Annotated in this window: 19 protein-coding genes; all 19 read right to left on the bottom strand. The window is 42.4% G+C overall.

From position 1 onward, the window contains the following. Positions 1–51 precede the first annotated feature (51 nt). Complete coding sequence (locus tag HA050_RS07575) at positions 52–1,122, bottom strand: EpsG family protein (protein ID WP_166824133.1); 1,071 nt, start codon at positions 1,120–1,122, stop codon at positions 52–54. Further along, positions 1,123–2,199, bottom strand: a complete 1,077-nt coding sequence (locus HA050_RS07580) for a glycosyltransferase family 4 protein (RefSeq protein ID WP_166824136.1) — start codon at positions 2,197–2,199, stop codon at positions 1,123–1,125. A 62-nt stretch (positions 2,200–2,261) separates the two neighbouring features. Continuing rightward, the gene (locus tag HA050_RS07585; protein ID WP_166824139.1) at positions 2,262–2,810 is read right to left on the bottom strand and encodes an acyltransferase; all 549 of its coding nucleotides are present in this window, start codon (positions 2,808–2,810) and stop codon (positions 2,262–2,264) included. Between the two features lie 16 nt (positions 2,811–2,826). Then, entirely contained in the window at positions 2,827–3,609 is a 783-nt protein-coding gene (locus tag HA050_RS07590; protein ID WP_166824142.1) for a glycosyltransferase family 2 protein, read from the bottom strand. Between the two features lie 40 nt (positions 3,610–3,649). Continuing rightward, on the bottom strand, positions 3,650–4,606 hold the full coding sequence (locus tag HA050_RS07595; protein WP_277344375.1) for a GDP-L-fucose synthase family protein: 957 nt from the start codon (positions 4,604–4,606) through the stop codon (positions 3,650–3,652). A 57-nt stretch (positions 4,607–4,663) separates the two neighbouring features. Beyond that, complete coding sequence (gene gmd / locus HA050_RS07600; protein WP_166824145.1) at positions 4,664–5,785, bottom strand: GDP-mannose 4,6-dehydratase; 1,122 nt, start codon at positions 5,783–5,785, stop codon at positions 4,664–4,666. A gap of 19 nt (positions 5,786–5,804) precedes the next feature. After that, positions 5,805–6,767: a glycosyltransferase family 2 protein gene (locus HA050_RS07605; protein WP_166824148.1), complete on the bottom strand. Its 963-nt coding sequence runs from the start codon at positions 6,765–6,767 to the stop codon at positions 5,805–5,807. After that, positions 6,764–8,092, bottom strand: a complete 1,329-nt coding sequence (locus tag HA050_RS07610) for a lipopolysaccharide biosynthesis protein (RefSeq protein WP_166824151.1) — start codon at positions 8,090–8,092, stop codon at positions 6,764–6,766. The genes HA050_RS07605 and HA050_RS07610 overlap by 4 nt, the downstream gene beginning before the upstream one ends. Continuing rightward, positions 8,092–9,111, bottom strand: a complete 1,020-nt coding sequence (locus HA050_RS07615) for a GDP-mannose 4,6-dehydratase (protein ID WP_166824154.1) — start codon at positions 9,109–9,111, stop codon at positions 8,092–8,094. Before HA050_RS07615 ends, HA050_RS07610 begins: the two co-directional genes overlap by 1 nt. Continuing rightward, a complete protein-coding gene (locus tag HA050_RS07620; RefSeq protein WP_166824156.1) occupies positions 9,108–9,977 on the bottom strand; it encodes an NAD-dependent epimerase/dehydratase family protein in 870 nt (289 codons plus the stop codon). The genes HA050_RS07615 and HA050_RS07620 overlap by 4 nt, the downstream gene beginning before the upstream one ends. Positions 9,978–9,984: 7 nt before the next feature. Further along, entirely contained in the window at positions 9,985–11,301 is a 1,317-nt protein-coding gene (rfbH, locus tag HA050_RS07625) for a lipopolysaccharide biosynthesis protein RfbH (protein WP_166824158.1), read from the bottom strand. 34 nt (positions 11,302–11,335) lie between these two features. Further along, positions 11,336–12,406: a CDP-glucose 4,6-dehydratase gene (gene rfbG, locus HA050_RS07630; RefSeq protein WP_166824161.1), complete on the bottom strand. Its 1,071-nt coding sequence runs from the start codon at positions 12,404–12,406 to the stop codon at positions 11,336–11,338. Between the two features lie 10 nt (positions 12,407–12,416). Next, complete coding sequence (gene rfbF / locus HA050_RS07635; RefSeq protein WP_166824164.1) at positions 12,417–13,187, bottom strand: glucose-1-phosphate cytidylyltransferase; 771 nt, start codon at positions 13,185–13,187, stop codon at positions 12,417–12,419. Further along, entirely contained in the window at positions 13,184–13,750 is a 567-nt protein-coding gene (gene rfbC / locus HA050_RS07640) for a dTDP-4-dehydrorhamnose 3,5-epimerase (protein WP_166824167.1), read from the bottom strand. Before rfbC ends, rfbF begins: the two co-directional genes overlap by 4 nt. Positions 13,751–13,885: 135 nt before the next feature. Next, the gene (rfbA, locus tag HA050_RS07645; RefSeq protein WP_166824170.1) at positions 13,886–14,791 is read right to left on the bottom strand and encodes a glucose-1-phosphate thymidylyltransferase RfbA; all 906 of its coding nucleotides are present in this window, start codon (positions 14,789–14,791) and stop codon (positions 13,886–13,888) included. 95 nt (positions 14,792–14,886) lie between these two features. Further along, on the bottom strand, positions 14,887–15,813 hold the full coding sequence (gene rfbD, locus HA050_RS07650; RefSeq protein WP_166824173.1) for a dTDP-4-dehydrorhamnose reductase: 927 nt from the start codon (positions 15,811–15,813) through the stop codon (positions 14,887–14,889). Positions 15,814–15,916: 103 nt separating this feature from the next. Continuing rightward, positions 15,917–16,972, bottom strand: coding sequence for a dTDP-glucose 4,6-dehydratase (gene rfbB / locus HA050_RS07655; RefSeq protein ID WP_166824176.1), 1,056 nt, complete (start codon positions 16,970–16,972; stop codon positions 15,917–15,919). Continuing rightward, entirely contained in the window at positions 16,969–18,153 is a 1,185-nt protein-coding gene (locus HA050_RS07660) for a GumC family protein (protein ID WP_166824178.1), read from the bottom strand. Before HA050_RS07660 ends, rfbB begins: the two co-directional genes overlap by 4 nt. An 85-nt stretch (positions 18,154–18,238) precedes the next feature. Next, positions 18,239–20,647, bottom strand: a complete 2,409-nt coding sequence (locus tag HA050_RS07665; RefSeq protein WP_166824181.1) for an SLBB domain-containing protein — start codon at positions 20,645–20,647, stop codon at positions 18,239–18,241. Positions 20,648–20,712: the final 65 nt, after the last annotated feature.

Genomic DNA, 20,712 nt, shown 5'->3' on the forward strand with positions numbered 1-20,712 from the left:
GGGACCTCTGTTCTCCAGCGCAGAAACAACCACCCCGACTTTTATCACAGATCATCCTTTCAACAAAATAAGCTGATAGCCCTGATGAGACTCATTAACATACAAATTTAAAGTTAACTGCATTAATGACAGCAATACAACTAACAAAACTGCTGAAAATTTTCTATTTTTATACAGGAACGCCCAGGAAATCAACATAATTTCCCCAAAAAATAGAAATGTTGAAATTCTTCCTGCAATAATGGCAAAATCACTAAATAGCAACATAAAAATGAGGCCACTAGCATAGATATTACGAATCACATACAAAGAATCACCAAGCTGGGTTCGATCAAAATTCCTCAAAAAATATAAAACAATAACCGCTTTCCATACCACAGGATTTGTAAATGTAGACAAATGATAATTATACAAATCCCATTCAACATAATTTGCAACAGCTTGTGGTAATAAACCAACATTTGTCAAAAGGTGAATCAGAGGTTTAGCTACTCCAACATTACTTGCAAGTAAAGAGACACCAAAGATTAATAAAAATACATCCCATTTAAACACCGTCTTTCTTAACAAGAGATAAAATGGAATAATAATAATAGCCCCGCTATGAAACAAAGTTGAAAATAAAATAAATACAACCCTTTTCCACACGGAAATTGATATTGAAAAAGAAAATAAAACAATAGCAACCGCCAAAGCAGCTCTAATCTGAATCATTTCCCTTAATAAGAAAACGTGGCTAAAGTAAAAAAGCAGAGAAAGCACAGGGTTATAACTTAATTTTTTAGCAGATAAAACAACTAAAGAAACAGAAACTAAAGCACATAGAAAGACAAATGACTCAAACCCTAGGCCTAAGCTTTTAACAATAGAGCCAAAAAATAAAAAGCCAATCTCTCCATGAATATCTGTTGTGGTAGATAACGAAAAAGTATTTATATAAGGTATTTCATTAAAAATATCTGCGTACACAGCATAATCTGCGTCTACGCTCCTTAAACCTGCAAAAAAAGATAGTAGCAGAAAAATAAGGGCAAGGTAAAAATTCGTATACTTCTTATCTAAATTTACGAGGCAAGCTAATACACATAAATATATAAATGGCACAAAAAAAAGCCAAAGCATTTATTGGACCTCATGCATGTATTGTTTAGATATACATGCATATAAAACTTTTGCAAATTGCTCCGGTGTATTATCGTCTGCAACAAAGCAATTCTCAGAAAAAATGCCTTTAGAAGACATTTTGGTCGCCACCACAGGTATACCCCTTTGTGTAGCCTCAAGAATTTTAATTTTAATCCCAGTTCCTGAAATGATTGGCGATAAAACACATAGGCAGCTTGCGTAAAGTTGGTCTAACTCATCCCTACTAATTTCATTTGAAAATGAAATATTCTGATATCCAGAAAAAAACTGCTCGTTCTTAGAACTAACTTTTCCAGTAACAATAACCTTTAATGGGCTGGTTCCTGCCTCGCATAATAAAGGAAGTACTTGCTCAACATACCACGTTAATGCCTGCTTATTTTGCGAAAACTCGACGCTACCAGGGAACAATAAAAATGGCACCTCAAAGTTAACATTACGAATTACTGGATTAACAAAAAGATGATTCGATGTAACATTCACTTTATCTAATTCGAATCTTCCTCTATACCAATTCATATCCTCTATTGTCAAAAATAAGTACCCTTTAATTCTTTGATTAAAGATCTTTTTTTCATAAAATGGTAATTTACACCTATCCAACCAAAATAAAAACTTACGCTTCCAATCTTTGGTTGTCCCCTGCATCTCAGATAAAAATTCACTTACGACATCATGCGAAACTAACGTTGTTTTACTTAACGAAGCACTAGGAACAGCTTCAATAGCCCAAAGTGATTCAGCAATAATTTCTTCAGGATTGAACTCATCAATGATTGCACTTACCTTCTGCTTAAACTGTTTCACTCCAAACAATGAAGCATATCTTGGCTTTAATGAAATTAAATTAGATAATTCAAAAAACCATGATCTAGCATAGGTATTTCTTAAATCGACGACACTATCATTTTCAATAAAATATGGCAGACTATTTTGCTCATCAACAGCTGACTCATTACTCAATCCGATCACAAATACTTCATGCCCTTCTAATTTTGCTTCGTAAATACGACCAAGCACAGACTGTTTATAACCAGAATTAGTAGGAAACAATGGCGCGCATGAAATGAATAATTTTCTCAAAATAAAACCTATTTATTAAAATTGTTAATTTATTATGGCGCTTGCCAAAAATCATATTTTAATTTGTAAACCAAACAATCTTCGGATCTGTACTTAATAACTCTGGCTGGATTACCTGCCGCAACACCTAAGCGAGGAATATCCCTACTAACAACAGCTCCAGCATAAATAACAGCCCCCTCACCAATAGTTACACCAGGCATAATTAATACGTTAGAAAATATAACCGCATAATTATTAATTCTCACAGGTGCACCTATAGCAGCAAAAGAGCTTGAATTAATATCATGCCCCATTGTGTATATTTTTACGTCATGGGCAATAGAGACGTTATCACCAATATGTATTCCAGACCGATTATCTAAATAACATCCATTATTAACAACACTTCCTGATCCAATATGTAACCTACCTCTAGAGAATACTCTAACATTTCGATGTATGCTCGCTGAAGTAGTTACTTGTGCTCCAAAGAAAATCAACAACCATCGCCTTAGGATAAACGTTGGAATATATTTTAATAAAACATTTACAACCCATATAATTATATATATGAAATTCAATTTTATATAACTTCTCATACGTCAGCCCGTTCAATTAAATCAAATTTTTAATTTTTCTTTTCAGACTTACCAAACCAGATACACGATATATATTCTTAACCGTAATAAGTAACTTATTAAGTGTCAATTCAGATTCTTTAATAAAGCCATGCCGGACTAAGCAAGATAAATATTGCAAACTTGCCTCCTTCCACTTTCTGTCACTTACTCCACCTAACTCCATGTAATTTTCTGTATTAACCTTCATAAAGTTTACTTTTAATTTTAACGCTCTCAATAACCAATCTGTATCAACGGCAATTGATATATTTTGATCAAAGCAGCCGACTAAATCATATACTGCTTTCGTTGTAAAACAGCTAGTATGCATAAAATGAAAACCATTTACTATGTCACTTTCATTAAAAACATCATCAACAATATAAGATACTTTATTATTTGCTGTTAAGTATGTTTTTCCATATAAAATATCGAGCTGGTCACGACGTAAATTACTTACGTTCTTTTCAATAAATGCACTCTCATAGAGATCGCCACAATTTAAAATGCAAATGTAGTCTCCTGAAGCTTTGGCAACCCCCTTATTCCAAGCATCTCCAATTCCATTGTCCGGCTCAGAAACCCAATAACTAACTAATGCTTCATTTTTTCTTATTAACTCGACCGTCCTATCTTTAGATCCACCATCAATAACAATATATTCAATATTTTTATACGTCTGGTTTTTAATACACTTCATTGTTTTTTCAATATTGGCTTCGTCATTATAAACAACGGTAATTACCGAAACCAAAGGCTGCTCTTTATTATTGACCATCTAACAATTAACCTTATTTACATGAATGGGTATAAAAACACTAAAATGCTGAATTATATGCGTTTAACAACCCACGTCTAAAATCAGTGGTTGAACGCCATCCCATATTACTTAATTTTGACACGTCCAGAAGTTTCTTCATCGTACCATCTGGCTTACTCGCATCAAAAACTAACTCACCTTTAAACCCAACAACGTCACATATAATTATAGCTAATTCTCTAATCGTCATATCCTCACCCGTGCCAATATTTACCAGCGGCGGATGTTGATCATTTAATTGCTTTCTATATTCAGCATCAGGTAAGTTTAATAAATGAACACAAGCCTCAGCCATATCCTCGCAATAAAGAAATTCACGCTGAGGAGTACCACTTCCCCAAACAACCATCTCTTTAACACCACTTATCTTTGCATCATGGGCTTTACGAATAAGCGCTGGAATGACATGGCTATTTTCAGGGTGGTAATTGTCCCCCGGGCCATAAAGATTGGTTGGCATCACAGCAATATATTGAGTGCCATACTGGCGGTTATAGCTCCAACACATTTCAATACCGGCAATTTTAGCTAAGGCGTAAGGCTGATTAGTCTGCTCTAAAGGGCCTGTTAATAAATACTCCTCTTTAATTGGCTGCGGACAATCTTTAGGATAAATACAGCTAGAGCCTAAAAACATCAGCCGATTAACGCCATGCTGATAAGCAGCATGGATTACGTTATTTTGTATCATTAAATTTTGATAAATAAAATCACCGCGATAGACATTGTTTGCATGAATACCGCCGACTTTTGCAGCGGCCAAAAATACAAAATCTGGCTTTTCTTCTGCAAAGAATGCATTCACTGCAGCCTGATTAGTTAGATCTAATTCAGCATGAGTACGGGTTACAATATTTGTCAGCCCCTGCTTATTTAGTTCACGAAGAATTGCAGAACCAACCATTCCTCGGTGACCCGCAATATAGATTTTATGTTCAAGCAGAATATAGGACATTTTATTTATTCAATTTAATAGAGAAAAAAACCGGGCACACTGTGCCCGGTTTTATTTTTATTGTTCAGTTGAAACAGCAACCGAGTAACCATGTGTTTTTAGTAATGCATGCTGACGGGCTTGTACCAAATCATACTCAACCATTTCTTGAACCATTTCTTGCAATGTGGTTTCTGGCACCCAGCCTAATTTCTCTTTAGCTTTGTTTGGATCGCCCAATAATGTTTCAACTTCTGCTGGGCGGAAATAGCGTGGGTCGACTTGCATAATAATATCACCCACTTTTAATGCCGGAGCCTTATCGCCTTCAATTTTAACAACTACGGCTTTTTCCTCTGCACCTTTACCTTCAAATGCTAAAGTTAGGCCAAGCTCAGCAGCTGCAAGAGTAATAAACTCTCGAACACTGTATTGCACACCAGTTGCAATTACAAAATCATCAGCCACATCATTTTGCAACATCATCCATTGCATTTTAACGTAGTCACGGGCATGGCCCCAATCACGTAAAGAATCGATATTGCCCATAAACAAGCACTTCTCAAGCCCTTGAGCAATATTCGCTAAGCCACGAGTAATTTTACGTGTAACAAAAGTTTCACCACGACGCGGGCTTTCATGATTAAACAAGATGCCGTTACAAGCATACATGCCATAAGCTTCGCGATAATTCACCACAATCCAATATGCATACATTTTTGCTACAGCATAAGGGCTACGGGGGTGAAATGGCGTTGTTTCTTTCTGTGGAATTTCTTGCACTAAACCAAACAACTCAGATGTAGATGCTTGATAAAAACGCGTTTTCTTTTCCATACCCAGAAAACGAATCGCTTCCAGTAGACGCAAAGTTCCCATTGCAACAACGTCAGCAGTATATTCGGGAGCCTCAAAACTTACGGCCACGTGGGATTGAGCGGCTAGGTTGTAAACCTCATCCGGCTGCACTTCTTTTAAAATGCGGGTTAAATTAGATGAATCTGTTAAATCGCCATAATGTAGTTTGAAATTGCTATTCTCAATATGTGGATCTTGATAAATATGATCAACACGTTGAGTATTAAAAGACGATGCACGGCGCTTAATGCCATGGACTTCATAGCCTTTTTCTAATAAAAATTCAGCGAGGTAGGAACCGTCTTGGCCAGTAATACCTGTAATGAGAGCTTTCTTAACCATATATAACCAACTCCAACATTCATTTCAATAAATTAAAACGTTTAAAAATGAATTTACTTGAAATAATACAAATAGACTGATACGCCATTAATACCAACTCTAAAATAGATCCATTCCCTTCGTATTCTTTTAAAAATGCCACGGGGTTTAACCACTTTTTCCTTTGTCTAATCCGTAACAACCAACTATATGTTAAGTATTTGCTCCAGACGTTTTGGCTGCATTTTTTCTTTAAGAAAAAACTGATTGCAGATAAATACCCCTCCATTACCTGCAGCTTTAAATGTCCAATTGAAAAAGAGCCTGAATGAGCCCTGAAATAAACCAAAGGCTTTCCTATGTACGCAACAGCCTTATATTTTTCTGCCGTTAGCAGCGAAATCATGACATCAGGCCCTGCCCCATGCCGATCGAATGGTCGAGGTGTAGCCGTAGGAAAATTCGTATGCAAGTTATTTATTAAATCAACCGCGCGTATTAATATTGCTCCAGGGCTGACGGGGGCTTTAAATTGCAATAATAAATTTAAATATTGAGAAAAAGAAAGTAGAGTTGATTTTCCACTATTATACTCAACACATGCTGACTCCTTACTTTCCCCAACAAGTGCAGAACAGTAAACAAAAGCAACGTCCCTGTTTTCTAACGCAGGGAGCATTTCACTAATGCATTCTGGCGCCAAACAATCATCACTAAATAATATTTTACTATATTCGCCTGTTGCCTCTTCGACACAGCGTATCCAGTTTCGTACAGGGCCGACATTTTCTTCATTACGAAATATTCTTACCCGATGATCCCTTTCGGCAAACTTTTGACATATTGCCCATGTCTGATCTGTACTTGCATTATCAACAATAACCACTTCAAAATCTGTGTAAGTTTGAAATAGTGCAGACTGAATACACTCTGCTATATAAGTCTCCCGGTTAAAAACTGGAATTAGTATACTAACTTTATCCTTTTTTCTCAGAGAATTCATCCATTAACCTTTTTCATTTTCCCACGAAGAATTCCCAACACCTGAATAGGAAGAACTACGCTTGCGATTGATAAACTAATACAAGTACCGATCACAACTCCACTTAAGCCGAATCCAAAATACTTCACGAGAATTAAAGCAATTGGTATATTTAAGAACATAGCAAGAACTGCAGTATAAAGTTGAACCTGGATAGCCTCAATGCCATTTAAAAACATAGCAAATATATTATTCCAGGTTGATATCAGAATAAAGCCCCCCATTGTAATGACCAATGGCAACGAAACAACAAATTCACCGCCGATCCACACTTTAATTATAGACTGAGCCAATATAACAGCAACAATCACTGCAGCGACAATCGCAAGATATACATAGACTTGTTTTTTCAACATATTTTTCACCCATTTCATGTCACCGCGATGATAAGCGTCGGTATATGCAGACCATAGCGGAGCTGAAATTAAAGTATGAAAAAATGTAATAATACTAAAAAGCTTGAAGACTACTTCATACTGAGTAACATATTGAGGGCCGAATAATTGAGTAATCAGCATTTTATCTGTAGTAAAGATAACAAGAACTGCAAGCTGAATTAAAAAAAACTTCATCCCAATTGAAAGTAAAGGATGAACATGTTCGCGCTTCAACAAAAAAGAGGGGCGGAAATCAGCATTATCTTTAAAAAAGATAACACTCAAAATTAAGTTTGCAGAAACAAGTGATAATCCATAAGATAATGCGAGATAACTGATATTGCCTTCAGCTTTATACAAAAGAATACCAATAAATAAAAGTGCCAATAAACTTGAAATCAACTGGCCAAAAGAAACCAGCGATGTTCTTTGCACTGCGCTAAGTAACGCGGCTATCAAACCCAGCCAAAAGTTAAAGACAACAAATAAGGCTGCAATTTGTATTGTGGCTCGTAAGATATGCTCCGAAACAGACGTTACATTAAATACTGACTGCCAAGAAATAAAAAATGATGCAAAAAAGATAAGCAAATAGATAAAAAAAGCAATTATACCAATAAGTGTATATCCAGAGGATATATAGCCTGCAGCAAGTACTCGATCGCTTTTTGCTAATGCCTCAGTGACTTTATTTCTTAATCCGTTCCCAACCCCTAGATCAAAGAAAACAATCCATGACATGACAGTAAGTAATGTTGACCAAACGCCAAATTGTACTTGCCCCAAATAACGTATCATTAAAGGAATAGCAAAAAACGACGACAACATCGCTACCCCCTTAAATATAACCGTCCCCTTAATTTGAACAAAGTAATTCCTTGTTCGTTCTTGGGATACATCGTTTACCATTATGCTTCACGTACCCACTGAACCATCCGTTTAACACCTTCTTGAGCAGAAACCATTGGCCGCCACTGAAGTAATTGTTCTGCTTTTTTTATTTCAGCCACAAATACCCGCTGATCACTTTCTCTTACAGGTAGTTGTTTATACTTCAATTCCACTGCACATTCTTTTTCAAGTATTGAAAATAACTCTAATAAAGAAAGACTATTTGCAATCCCTCCCCCAATATTAAATGCCTGTCCTTTTGCCTTATCAATATGGGTTACGGCTGCCATATAAAGACGCTTCATATCATCAGCATGTAAAACATCGCGAACTTGTTTACCTGAACCTGAAATAGTAAATGGCTCTTTAGCAATTCCCTTACTTGTTTCAACAGCTTTTTGACAAAACCAACCAATCCAGCCCTGATCATAAGTAGCAAACTGCCTGCCACCATACATTGATGAATGGCGGAATACGACCGTTTTCAGACCAAAAATCCGTGCGTAATCAAGCATATATTGGTCAGCGGCACCTTTTGAGCATCCATATGGAGAATGGAATTCAAGTGGCGTTTTTTCATCAAAACCATTTGGTTTTTCAATACATTCAAATCGAGTCTCAGATTCTTTATAAGTAAACTGCTCTAAATCACCATAAACTTTATTAGTTGAAGAATAAACGACAATAGCATCTGCCGAGAAACTTCTGACTGCTTCGAGTAAGTTATATGAACCAAGAACATTAATCTCAAAATCCATCCGTGAATTAGCAATCGAAGTGGTCATTGCCACTTGCCCTGCCAAATGAAAAATCACATCGGGTTTAAAATTTTGAATAATGCGACTAATATCGTTGTAATTACGTATATCTCCATGTTCAAAGACAAAATCACCCTGCCCCTGCAGCCAAAGCAAATTATCACGAGAGCCATTGCGGTAAAGATTATCAAAGATAACCAGCTCATCACCACGGGCAAGCGCATCAGAAGCTAAATTGCTACCCAGAAAACCACATCCACCTGTAATCAATAACTTCATTTGGTACTTTCCTTGATCTTTTTTAATCCTGTGATTAAATTCGTTGTGCAATTCCAGCCCAGCTGGTTAAAAAATGCCAGTTCAGGGCAGGCAGGCTGTACCTCATTTACACGATCCGCTTTTTTACCAAACATTAAGCGAGAAGATGACCCGGTAATGGCATGAATCATTTCTACCAGATCCCTGATGCGGATCATTTCACCACTGCCAAGAGCTGCTTCGTACCAGCCAGAATCAAGATCCATGCACTTATTAACTAACTGCTGATAGGCTGAAACCACATCATCGATATAAATAAAATTACGCTGCTGCAAACCAGAAGTCAGCTCGATCTCCGGTGTATTTTGATTACATTGCTTAAATAACCAGGATACAAATTTGCTGTCATCGTCTGCTGGGCCATAAAAATGCTCTAGGCGAATATTATAAAAATCAATTAGGCCGCTATTAGCAAATTTCTTACCCCAAGCAGAAAACTGGCTCTTAGATAATGCATAAGCATTAACATCTGCATTTAGTGCGCTGTCTGTATTAATAAATGCTCTGACTTTAAAATCTGCCGCAGCCTGCAATAGTTGCAGTGGAAACAGGGTATTGGCCTGAAAGATATCAGTATCACTTTCACCGTTTCTTCCATAACAAGTTGCCACATGAATAACAACATCTGCCCCTTCCATTTCCAGAAAGGGGGCAGACATATTATCCGGCTCAATATCAAACATAGTGATTTGATCAGCAATATCCTGTAAGCGATCCAGGCGTGATGCAGGTCTTTTCAAGACGGCCACCTGATGGCCATCTTGCAGGAATGCATGAACCAGTTTGCTGCCAAGATAGCCAGTGGCACCTGTCAATAAAATTTTCATAGTGGACTTAGAAATTCACACCAACAAATGTCTCAATTTTCTCAACTACAAAATCAAGCATTTCTGTAGTTAGGCCGGGGTAAACACCGATCCAGAAAGTATTGTGCATGACACGATCGGTATTGGTTAATTCGCCACTAATACGGAAATTTCGGCCAATCATATATGGCTGGCGGGTTAAATTACCGGCAAATAATAAGCGTGTGCCAATTTTGTTTTGGTCCAGGTAATTCAGTAAATCGACACGATTGATGCCGGCCTCTTCACGAATAGTAATTGGGAAACCAAACCATGATGGCGTGCTGTTTGCTGTAGCTTCTGGCAGAATAAGAAACTCTGCACATGTTGCTAATTTTTCTTTCAGGTATTCAAAATTAGCCTGGCGTGCAGCAATAAAGCCTTCTAATTTATCCATTTGTGCGAGGGCACACGCGGCTTGCATATCGCTGATTTTTAAGTTGTAGCCCAGATGTGAATAGGTGTATTTATGATCGTAGCCTTCTGGCAAATTGCCCAGTTTCTGGCAAAAACGTTTATTACAGGTATTGTCTTTACCTGGCCCGCAATAGCAATCACGTCCCCAATCACGGAATGATTCAATAATTTGTTTTAATTCATAATTATTGGTAAATACCGCGCCGCCTTCACCCATGGTGATATGGTGGGCAGGGTAAAAGCTCAGTGTGCTAATATCACCAAAAGTGCCTACTAATTGACCATTGTAAGTGGTGCCAAGCGCATCACAACAATCTTCAATTAACCACAGTTTATGGCGGGTACAAATCTCACGAATCACTTCCAAATTGTATGGGTTACCCAAAGTATGGGCTAACATAATGGCTTTAGTTTTTGGGCTAATTGCCGCTTCAATTTTAGCCGGGTCAATATTGTAGGTTGGGATATCCACATCTACAAATACGGGCACAGCCCCAAATTGTAAAATTGGGTTCACTGAAGTCGGAAAGCCTGCGGCTACGCCGATTACTTCATCACCGGGCTGAATAGCACGCGCGCCTAATTTGTGCGAAGTAAGCGCCGAAAAAGCCAGCAAATTAGCAGATGATCCGGAGTTAGTGGTTAATACATATTTAACCCCCAGATATTCGCTAAGGCGCTGTTCAAAAGCATCGTTAAAACGACCTGTAGTCAGCCAGCCATCCAGAGATGCTTCGACCATATTTTTAAGCTCAGCCGCATCCAATACTTTGCCCGATGGTGGAACAACCGAAGTACCTGCGGTAAATTCACGCGGGGCTAGTGTAATAGCAGCAAATTCTTCTACCAACTTAGCAATTTGCAAACGAATTTCTTGAGATTTTTCCACGATTTATTCCAATACTTAATGGTGTTAGTTTTTATTAAACAGAAAATAAACTGTTTTCATATTCTTTAATTTGTTGCAAGGTCATCTGCTGCATATCAGCTCCTTGCAATTGCGTCTTGTGCCACTCGCAGATTTTTTGCAAGGTGTGGCTTAAAGACCATCTGGGCTGCCAATTCAACTGCATATGCGCCTTAGAGCAGTCCAGCTTTAAATAATGTGCTTCATGCAAGGTTGCCGCAGAGGTATCAATGCGATAAGCCGCACCATCCCCCCAGATGCCAGTTAGCTGCTCGATAATCCAGCCTACCGGCTTGGCATCATGATCGTGAGGGCCAAAATTCCAACCGCCTGCAACTGCCTGGCCTTGGGTATAGAGCTGCTCGGCCAAAGTTAAATAACCGCTCAAAGGCTCTAAAACATGCTGCCACGGACGAATTGAATGCGGGCTGCGGATCACAACCTCGGTGTTGTTTTCAATGGCGCGAATCATATCAGGGATTAACCTATCCCCCGCCCAATCCCCACCACCAATCACATTACCTGCGCGGCCAGATGCTAATGCCACCCCTTGCTGTGAGCCAAAATAGGAATCACGATAGGCGCGAGTAACTAACTCAGAGCAGCCTTTGCTGTTGCTATATGGGTCATGCCCGCCCATGGGCTCATTTTCCCGGTAGCCCCATACCCATTCCTGATTTTCATAGCATTTATCGCTGGTCACATTGACCACCGCTTTAATACCCTCAGTCTGGCGAATTGCCTCCAGTAAATGTACTGTGCCCATTACATTGGTGGCATAAGTTTCAATAGGATTGGCATAGGAATATCTCACCAGGGGCTGGGCTGCCATATGAATCACAATTTCAGCAGCGGATTTCTTGAGTGCGGCTTGCACCGCAGCAAAATCCCGAATATCGCCAATAATTGATTTCATGCCTGCAGCAACATTAGCCTCTTCAAACAGGCTTGGGGAAGTAGTTGGCGCAAGCGCAAAGCCCGTCACCTCTGCACCCAGCTGCTGCAGCCATAAAGATAGCCAGCTGCCTTTAAAACCGGTGTGCCCAGTGAGGAAAACCTTTTTTCCCTGCCAAAATGCTTTATTCATCACGTGGCCTTTACCAAACTTTCCAAGGAGCCTTACCCGATTCCCACAGCTCTTCCAGATAAACTTTATCTCTGAGGGTATCCATAGGCTGCCAGAAACCATCGTGCGGGAATGCTGCTAGCTGACCTTTTTCTGCCAAAATTTCTAATGGCTCGCGCTCCCAAGTACATTGATCACCGCTAATTAAATCGATGACTTTTGGAGACAACACAAAAAAGCCGCCATTAATCATGCCACCATCACCTTTAGGCTTTTCTTTAAAATTAAGCACTTTATTGGATTGAATATCCAGGGCCCCAAAGCGGCCTGGCGGATAAGTTGCTGTTAATGTAGCATCCACCCCCTGCTCTTTATGAAAATCAATCAGCCGGGCAATATCAACATTGCTTACTCCATCACCATAGGTAAAGCAAAATGCTTCTTCATCTTTCACATAGTCTTTAACCCGCGCCAAACGGCCACCAGTAAGGGTGCTTTCACCTGTGTCTACCAAGGTTACCTTCCATGGTTCTGCATAGCGATGATGCACTTCCATGGTGTTGTTGCTCATATCAAAAGTAACATCAGAGGTATGCAAAAAATAATTCGCAAAATATTCTTTAATGACATAGCCTTTGTAGCCACAGCAAATCACGAAATCATTAATCCCATAATGAGAATAAATTTTCATGATATGCCATAGAATTGGCTTACCACCAATTTCAACCATTGGTTTGGGGCGTGTTGATGTTTCTTCGCTAATTCGAGTACCTAAACCACCCGCTAAAATAACTGCTTTCATTCCATCACCACACTATGATTATTAAAATATTCTGCTTCAGCCAATACCTTAGCTGATTTATCTTTGGCAGATAATTGCACTTGATCTGAATAAGGCCAATCAATATTAAGCTCCGGATCATTCCATAACATTGATCGCTCAAATTCCGGAAACCAATAATCTGTCGTTTTATACAAGAACTCTGCCACATCAGAAACGACAACAAAACCATGGGCAAAGCCTTCTGGAATCCACATTTGGCGTTTATTTTCAGCGCTTAGCGTAGCCCCTATCCACTGCCCAAAAGTTGGTGAGGATTTGCGAATATCTACCGCCACATCGTAGACCTCGCCCACCGTACAGCGCACAAGTTTGCCCTGCGGGTGTTGAATTTGATAATGCAAACCACGCAATACCCCTTTTACGGAGCGGGAGTGGTTGTCTTGCACAAATTCCACTTTGCGGCCGATTGCTGCTTCAAATTTGGCGTGGTTAAAGCTTTCATAAAAGAAGCCGCGCTCGTCTCCGAAGACTTTCGGCTCGATAATCTTTACGTCGCTAATTTCGGTATCAATGATTTTCATATTGCACTTTTCGAGCCAAAGGTGGGCGTAGCCCCTTTCGGCTTTTATTCCTATGTAAGAATGATTTTCTTTATCGATAAAAAAGCGATCAGTACAAGCGGCTGGCAAGTAAAGCACGCTTGCTAAAAAAAATCATCAGAATGTTTTGTCTTTTAGCATGTTCAATAAGTACTGGCCATAAGCGTTTTTCTTTAAAGGCTGGGCCAGTTTTTCTATTTGAGAGGCATCAATCCAGCCAGAGCGATAGGCGATTTCTTCAGGGCAGCATACTTTTAAGCCCTGGCGCGATTCAATGGTCTGGATAAACTGGCTGGCTTCCAGCAATGACTCATGGGTGCCGGTATCCAGCCAGGCGTAGCCACGGCCCATGGTTTGTACGTCCAGCTCGCCCAAGGCTAAGTAAGCGGCATTCACATCTGTGATTTCCAGCTCCCCCCGAGGGGACGGTTTAATGGCTTTGGCAATTTCTACTACGCGGTTGTCGTAGAAATAAAGACCTGTTACGGCATAGTTTGATTTGGGTCTTACTGGTTTTTCTTCAAGGCTGACGGCATTTCCCTGCTCATCAAACTCTACTACACCGTAGCGCTCAGGATCTGTAACACGATAGGCGAATACGCTGGCACCGCTGGTTTTAGCTGAAGCAGCTTGCAGTAAGCCGGCAAAATCGTGTCCGTAATAGATATTGTCACCCAGCACCAGGGCGCAATTATCTTTGCCAATAAATTCTTCACCAATGATAAAGGCTTGAGCAAGGCCATCTGGTGAAGCTTGCACGGCATATTGCAACTGAATGCCCCACTGGCTGCCATCGCCAAGCAATTGCTCAAAGCGCGGGGTGTCCTGCGGGGTGGAGATAATCAGAATCTCTTTAATCCCCGCCAGCAGCAAGGTACAGAGTGGGTAATAGATCATTGGCTTATCGTAGATAGGCAACAACTGCTTACTGACTGCCAGTGTGGCAGGATAAAGGCGTGTACCGCTGCCACCTGCCAGGATAATGCCTTTGCGGCTTGATGCGGAGGGATTAGAAGCTGTCATCTTGATCTCGCTTGTCTTTATCTGGCGGTTGCACCGCTAAACAATCTGTTATTTCACACTTTAGTGGCCTGCATTTTGCAGGCGCTAAGGCTGTACTATTTGTTGCTCAGCAGAGCCATGACCTGCATAACTCCAGTCTGCCAATCCGGCAGACAAAGCCCAAATGCGGCTTGTAGCTTTTCTGTACTTAGCTGCGAATTTGCAGGCCTTGCTGCGGGCAAGGGGTAGGCTTTAGTCGGGATAGGCAGAATTTGTGCGGCTTTAACCGCTACGCCCGCAGATTTTGCCTGCTCAACAACGCTTTGCGCATAACCATGCCACGTGGTGCTTCCACCTGCGACCAAATGGTAGGTGCCATATAGATCGCAGGATTTTGATTTGGCAACTGATTCGGTCTGTAAAACCTGACGAATCGCATGTGCGGTTACATCGGCTAATAAGCTGGCCGCAGTTGGTGCACCGTGTTGGTCTGCGATGATTTTTAGCTCTTCACGCTCGCCAGCAAGGCGCAAGATAGTTTTTAAAAAATTGCCTCCATGCGCACCAAACACCCAGCTGGTTCTGAATATCAGATGCCGTGGGTTCGCTGCCGCTATTGCCAATTCCCCTGCCAGCTTCGTCTTGCCATAGACAGACTGCGGATTCGGCGTGTCGCTCTCGCTATACCAGCCCTCTTTTGTGCCATCAAATACATAATCAGTAGAGTAATGCACCAGTAGCGCGCCAATTTTGGCAGCTTCCTCTGCCAATACTTGCGGAGCGATAGTATTGATGGCTTGCGCCAGCTCAGCCTCGCTTTCAGCCTTATCTACCGCAGTATGCGCTGCTGGGTTCACAATCACATGCGGCTGTGTTCTGGCAACCAGTTCACGGATCGCATCAGGATCGCTTAAATCACAGTCTTCACGATCAACCGCAATCACAGAGCCAAGCACGGCAAGGCTGCGCTGCAGCTCGAACCCCAGCTGGCCATTTTTGCCGGTGACGAGAAGACGCAAAGGTAAAGAATTAGTTTTTGTCATATTTTGGCGCTGCTTACTATGCATAATGCTGGAATTTTGGAAGCGCGGATCAGACCGTCATCCCCGGGCACTTTTGCCCGGGCCCGATACGTGCCCCTCCAACTTAAGAATACTGCTGTTCAATCCAGTTTTGATAAGCGCCGGATGTGACATTCTGCACCCAATCCTGATGAGTCAGATACCAATCAACCGTTTTAGCAATACCGGTTTCAAAAGTCTCTGCAGGCTTCCAGCCCAGCTCTCGCTCCAGCTTACCTGCATCAATGGCATAGCGCTTATCGTGGCCAGGGCGGTCTGTTACATAGGTGATTTGCTCAGCATAAGCCTTGCCATCGCTGCGCGGCTGACGATCGTCCAGCATCTGGCAAATAGTGTGTACTACATCCAGATTTGGCTTTTCATTCCAGCCGCCCACATTATAAGTTTCACCAACCACCCCGGCTTCCAATACGCGGCGGATGGCGCTGCAATGATCTTTTACATACAGCCAGTCACGGATTTGCTGACCATCGCCATAAATGGGCAGAGCTTTGCCAGCGAGGGCATTCAGAATTACCAGCGGTATCAGTTTTTCCGGGAAATGGTACGGGCCATAATTATTCGAGCAATTGGTGGTTAATACCGGCAGGCCATAGGTATGGTGCCATGCACGAACCAGATGATCAGATGCGGCTTTCGATGCGGAATAGGGGCTGTTAGGCTCGTAAGTCTTGGTCTCGGTAAAGGCAGGATCATCGCTGGCTAAAGAACCATAAACTTCATCAGTCGAAACATGCAAAAAGCGAAATGCTGCTTTAGCTTCTGCTGCTAAATCAGACCAATAGCCGCGCACGCTTTCCAGCAAATTAAACGTGCCCACCACATTGGTCTGGATAAATTCACCAGGCCCGCTGATTGAGCGGTCCACATGCGATTCAGCCGCAAAGTTAATCACTGCGCGTGGCTGGTATTTAGCCAGCAACTCGCTGATTAGCGCTTTATCGCCAATATCTGCACGCACAAAGATATGCCGGGCATCATCTTTTAGTGAGGCCAGCGTATCCAAATTACCCGCGTAGGTTAGTTTATCCACATTAATGACGGGCTCATCAGACTGGGCCAACCAATCCAGTACAAAATTACCGCCAATAAAGCCAGCACCACCCGTAACTAAAATCATGCTACGCCCTTCCATGTATTCTTTAATAAATCCAGACGTTGTTTTTGCTCCGGATTTGTACCCATTTTATTAAATGCTTCTACAATAAAGCTAGCCAGAATAGCCAGGAAGAATCCTGCAAATAAGGCCAATAAAATCAAGATGGCACGCTTAGGCTTAGCTTTTCTTTCTGGCGCAATAGCACTGTCTAATACCTGAATATTGGCACCATCTTTAGCTTCGTCTAATTTAGCAATTTCATATTGCTTAGACATCAGCTCAAAAAGAGTTTCCTGATATTTCACGTCGCGCATTTTGCGGATGTAATCGAGACCAATTCCCGGCGCTTTGCTCCTGGCAATGAGTACATCTTCGTTTTCTTCCCCGCCCTTACTCATATCAGTCAGCTGGGTTTGCAAACTATCCAGTTCTGCCTTGGCTCTTTGTAATTCCGGATTATTTTCAGTGGCAAAATTGCGCATAGCATTTAGCTGCACCTGCTTAGCCGATACCTTGGCACGCAAACTGGCTAAGGCCTCAATCGCAACCTTGCCCTGCTCATTCAGCTGCAGCACGCCGGTTTTTTCTTGTAGCTGTCTTAAAGCGACTTCGGCTTCAGCCAGATCTTTTTTAGCCGTTACAATCTGCCCTTCAAAAAACTGACGGCGCTGCGCCGCTTCTGTTACCGCCAAAACCTTACTTAAATTGCGCAGCTCTTCCACATAAGCATTCGCAATTGCAGCAGCCAGCTTAGGGTCTTTATCTTCTACCGTAATCGAAATCAGGCCATCTTTACCCGTGACAATCTTGCTGCTCCCCTCAAGGGCAAGTAAGGTTTCACCTGCCGTTTTAGTTTCGTATATCGGCTGCAACTTAAAACGCTCTACCAGCTTTTCTTCCAGACGGCGGCTTTGCATCATGGCGATATAGATATCATTCGGGCTTTTCATTCCCAAAGCAGCACCTGCGCCCCCCGCCAGTCCACCTAATTGTGCCAGCATGGCAGATGCAGAAGATTGCTGCTGCTGCGGCGGCAAAATAGTGGTTTTTGCTTCATAGATGGGCGTGGCGACTAAGCCATACACTAAAGCCAAAATACCAAATACAAGGGGCAGGCCAAAAATCAGCTTTTTGTGCCTGGCCAGTACTATTAATAAATCAACCAGGCTGATTTCATCATCCTGATCGTTTTCCTGTGTCATTACTTTGTTTTCCATTGCGCTCAATTATCTTGTTGTTTAATCAAAGTTTAAAAACGCACAGGGCCTGTGCCCCATGCGCTCTTCATTAATTACCCAATACTTTAATCCCAGCTAAACCAGTACCAAAGTTAGCCAGAATTTGCGTCCAATCCAGCGCATTCTTTACAAAACCAGTACGGTCAAACTTCTCAGGCACAACAATCACATCGCCAGGCAAAGATGCCACGCTGTTAAATGAGCGGGACATCCAGCCAAACTGCTTGGCACTGACAACCGATCCATCAGCACGCACTACAAAAATACTATCGCTGTCTGCACTTTCTGTAGGCCCGCCCGCCAGCGCAAGGTAATCGCCCACGCTGCGGTTTTTGCTGAATATAAACGCATTATTACGGCTGAATACCGAGCCCATCACCGCAACGGTAGCTGAGCGGGCAGGAATAAAGACGCGATCACCATCTTCCAGCGCCACTTCAGGAATATCTGCTACCTTACTGCTTTCCGGGCTTAAACCCAGCACCACACGGCCATCTGCCTTGGTGGTACGAATTTTCTGCGCCAGCAGTTTTTGCTGCTCGGCCTGAATATTTGCAGCCTGCACGCCCTGGCCACTCAAAGCATTTTGCGCCTGCTGCCCAGCCGATGTCTGAGCGTTGCGCTCTACATAGTCTGCCAGGCGTTCTAACTCGTCCTGCTGCTTTTTACGCACTTCATCACGCGAGAACTCTGCACCATACAGATAGGCGCTGGAGGTTAAACCACCGATACGATCAATCAGGGTAGTCAGCGTTTCACCTTCGCTCACCTGGTAAATACCCGGGGTAGCAACCTCACCTTCGATATGCACAAAGCGTGATTTTTGCTGGGTAGACACGCGGATATCGGTTTTAGAGAACACATGAATCACATCGCCCTTAGCCAGAAGCTTATCCTGCGATGCATCCCGTTTTAAAATAACCGCGCCCAAATTAAACGGTACAAGCGTGGTTGTGCTGTCCAGCTCATTGGTGCGCTCAATCGCTGCGTAATTCCAGTTAATTTCCTGCTGATTGCTGTGTAAAGCCCCCAAGAGGGTGCGATCAACCTTACGTTGTGGCTTTTGCTGATTAACTGAGCTTTGCTGGCTGAGCAGGGACTGCTGATCTTCCTCTTCCTGCAAATCCTTACTGCTTGCGGTTTTATCCTGATATTTGTTTTCCCAGAAGCGCGGTGCAATCAGCATCTCTTTGCTGGTGATTAAATCACTCACCTTCATGCCTTCAAACCAGGGCATACGCACCGACTGCGCTACATTGCCGCGCAGGGAAACCATATTGTCAATTTTCTGGCTGAGGCCATAGAGCTGCACCACATCGCCGCCGCGCACAGCAAACCCAGTTGCCCTGGCCAGCTCAACTGATTCTACCTTGCGGGATTTTTGCGCAACCACACGCTCGACCGATACCTTGCCATCTTGCGCAAAATTACCAGCGCCCCCGGCCCAGTTAATTAAATCTTGCAGGTTTTCACCCGGCTTCACTTCATAAATAGCCGGTACTTTTACGCTGCCAGAAATAGCCGCCTGCCCGCCCACTGGTGGCACATACACCACATCACCGCCTTGCAACATCAGATCATGGCTTTTATCGCCTTTCAGCAGCAAATCGTATAAATCGAATTCGTTCACCACTTTGCCAGCGCGCTTCACCTGAATCTTACGTAAAGACCCGTTAGCAGAAGGGCCACCCGCAGCAAACAGGGCATTCACCACGGTAGAAAGCGATCCCAGGCTATAGCTGCCAGGATTTTGCGCAAAACCCACCACAAAAACCTGCACGCTTTTCAGCTGGCCCATCGTAACAGCCAGATCAAAATTTCGATAAACCTTGCCCACTTCACGGCTTAAATGCTGCTTAAGTGCGCCAAAAGGAATGCCTACCACGCTGACATTGCCCACACGGGGAATAAACACCGCGCCAGAGCGATCTACTTTGAGCTGCAAATCTGCATCCAGCTGCCCCCACAGGCGTACAGAGAAATTATCCCCCACGCCAATCAGGTAATCAGCCGACACCGGTGCGGCTTCAAAAGGCGAGTAAGCAGCCTGCTGCATCTGAAAAATTTGCTGACCAAAAATCGGCAGCGGCAAATTGGCACTGCTGCAGAGGTATTTCTGGAAATCATTCAGCGGCAGTGCGGGTGTTTTATATTTACTATTTTTATCCAATGTGAGCTTGCCACTCACATCATCACAGCTCACCGGCGCCATTGGCATTTGTGGGGTGAAATTTCTGCTCTGTTGGTTTTGCTGCCCCTGCTGATTCTGCGGCATACCCTGCTGAGGGTAGCCCAGGGTAGTACCCTGCCCTTGCAATGCACTTTGATTCATTAATGCAGACGGGTCATCCGGCATTGTTTGGCAATCACCAGAACCAGATAAACAGGCAGCAGACCACGCAGGACCGGCTAAAAGCAGCGAAAGTGAAATAACAGCGGAGCTTCTGGATAATTTCATGGTTAGTAATGTCTTATGAAAGGCAAGGGGTGCGGGCAAACAAGCGGGGAGACTATAACAACTCA

The sequence above is a fragment of the Iodobacter violaceini genome (genome assembly GCF_011601265.1).
Classification (GTDB): domain Bacteria; phylum Pseudomonadota; class Gammaproteobacteria; order Burkholderiales; family Chitinibacteraceae; genus Iodobacter; species Iodobacter violaceini.

Bases quoted from the DNA above. Each gene is read 5' to 3' on its own strand.
- rfbF (WP_166824164.1), bottom strand. From the start codon at position 13,187: ATGAAAGCAGTTATTTTAGCGGGTGGTTTAGGTACTCGAATTAGCGAA.
- HA050_RS07575 (WP_166824133.1), bottom strand. From the start codon at position 1,122: ATGCTTTGGCTTTTTTTTGTGCCATTTATATATTTATGTGTATTAGCT.
- HA050_RS07620 (WP_166824156.1), bottom strand. From the start codon at position 9,977: ATGAAAATTTTATTGACAGGTGCCACTGGCTATCTTGGCAGCAAACTG.
- HA050_RS07595 (WP_277344375.1), bottom strand. From the start codon at position 4,606: ATGTCCTATATTCTGCTTGAACATAAAATCTATATTGCGGGTCACCGA.
- rfbB (WP_166824176.1), bottom strand. From the start codon at position 16,972: ATGATTTTAGTTACGGGTGGTGCTGGCTTTATTGGCGGTAATTTTGTA.
- HA050_RS07665 (WP_166824181.1), bottom strand. From the start codon at position 20,647: ATGAAATTATCCAGAAGCTCCGCTGTTATTTCACTTTCGCTGCTTTTA.
- rfbA (WP_166824170.1), bottom strand. From the start codon at position 14,791: ATGACAGCTTCTAATCCCTCCGCATCAAGCCGCAAAGGCATTATCCTG.
- rfbG (WP_166824161.1), bottom strand. From the start codon at position 12,406: ATGAATAAAGCATTTTGGCAGGGAAAAAAGGTTTTCCTCACTGGGCAC.
- HA050_RS07615 (WP_166824154.1), bottom strand. From the start codon at position 9,111: ATGAAGTTATTGATTACAGGTGGATGTGGTTTTCTGGGTAGCAATTTA.
- HA050_RS07590 (WP_166824142.1), bottom strand. From the start codon at position 3,609: ATGGTCAATAATAAAGAGCAGCCTTTGGTTTCGGTAATTACCGTTGTT.
- HA050_RS07660 (WP_166824178.1), bottom strand. From the start codon at position 18,153: ATGACACAGGAAAACGATCAGGATGATGAAATCAGCCTGGTTGATTTA.
- rfbC (WP_166824167.1), bottom strand. From the start codon at position 13,750: ATGAAAATCATTGATACCGAAATTAGCGACGTAAAGATTATCGAGCCG.
- HA050_RS07605 (WP_166824148.1), bottom strand. From the start codon at position 6,767: ATGAATTCTCTGAGAAAAAAGGATAAAGTTAGTATACTAATTCCAGTT.
- HA050_RS07610 (WP_166824151.1), bottom strand. From the start codon at position 8,092: ATGGTAAACGATGTATCCCAAGAACGAACAAGGAATTACTTTGTTCAA.
- HA050_RS07585 (WP_166824139.1), bottom strand. From the start codon at position 2,810: ATGAGAAGTTATATAAAATTGAATTTCATATATATAATTATATGGGTT.
- rfbD (WP_166824173.1), bottom strand. From the start codon at position 15,813: ATGACAAAAACTAATTCTTTACCTTTGCGTCTTCTCGTCACCGGCAAA.
- gmd (WP_166824145.1), bottom strand. From the start codon at position 5,785: ATGGTTAAGAAAGCTCTCATTACAGGTATTACTGGCCAAGACGGTTCC.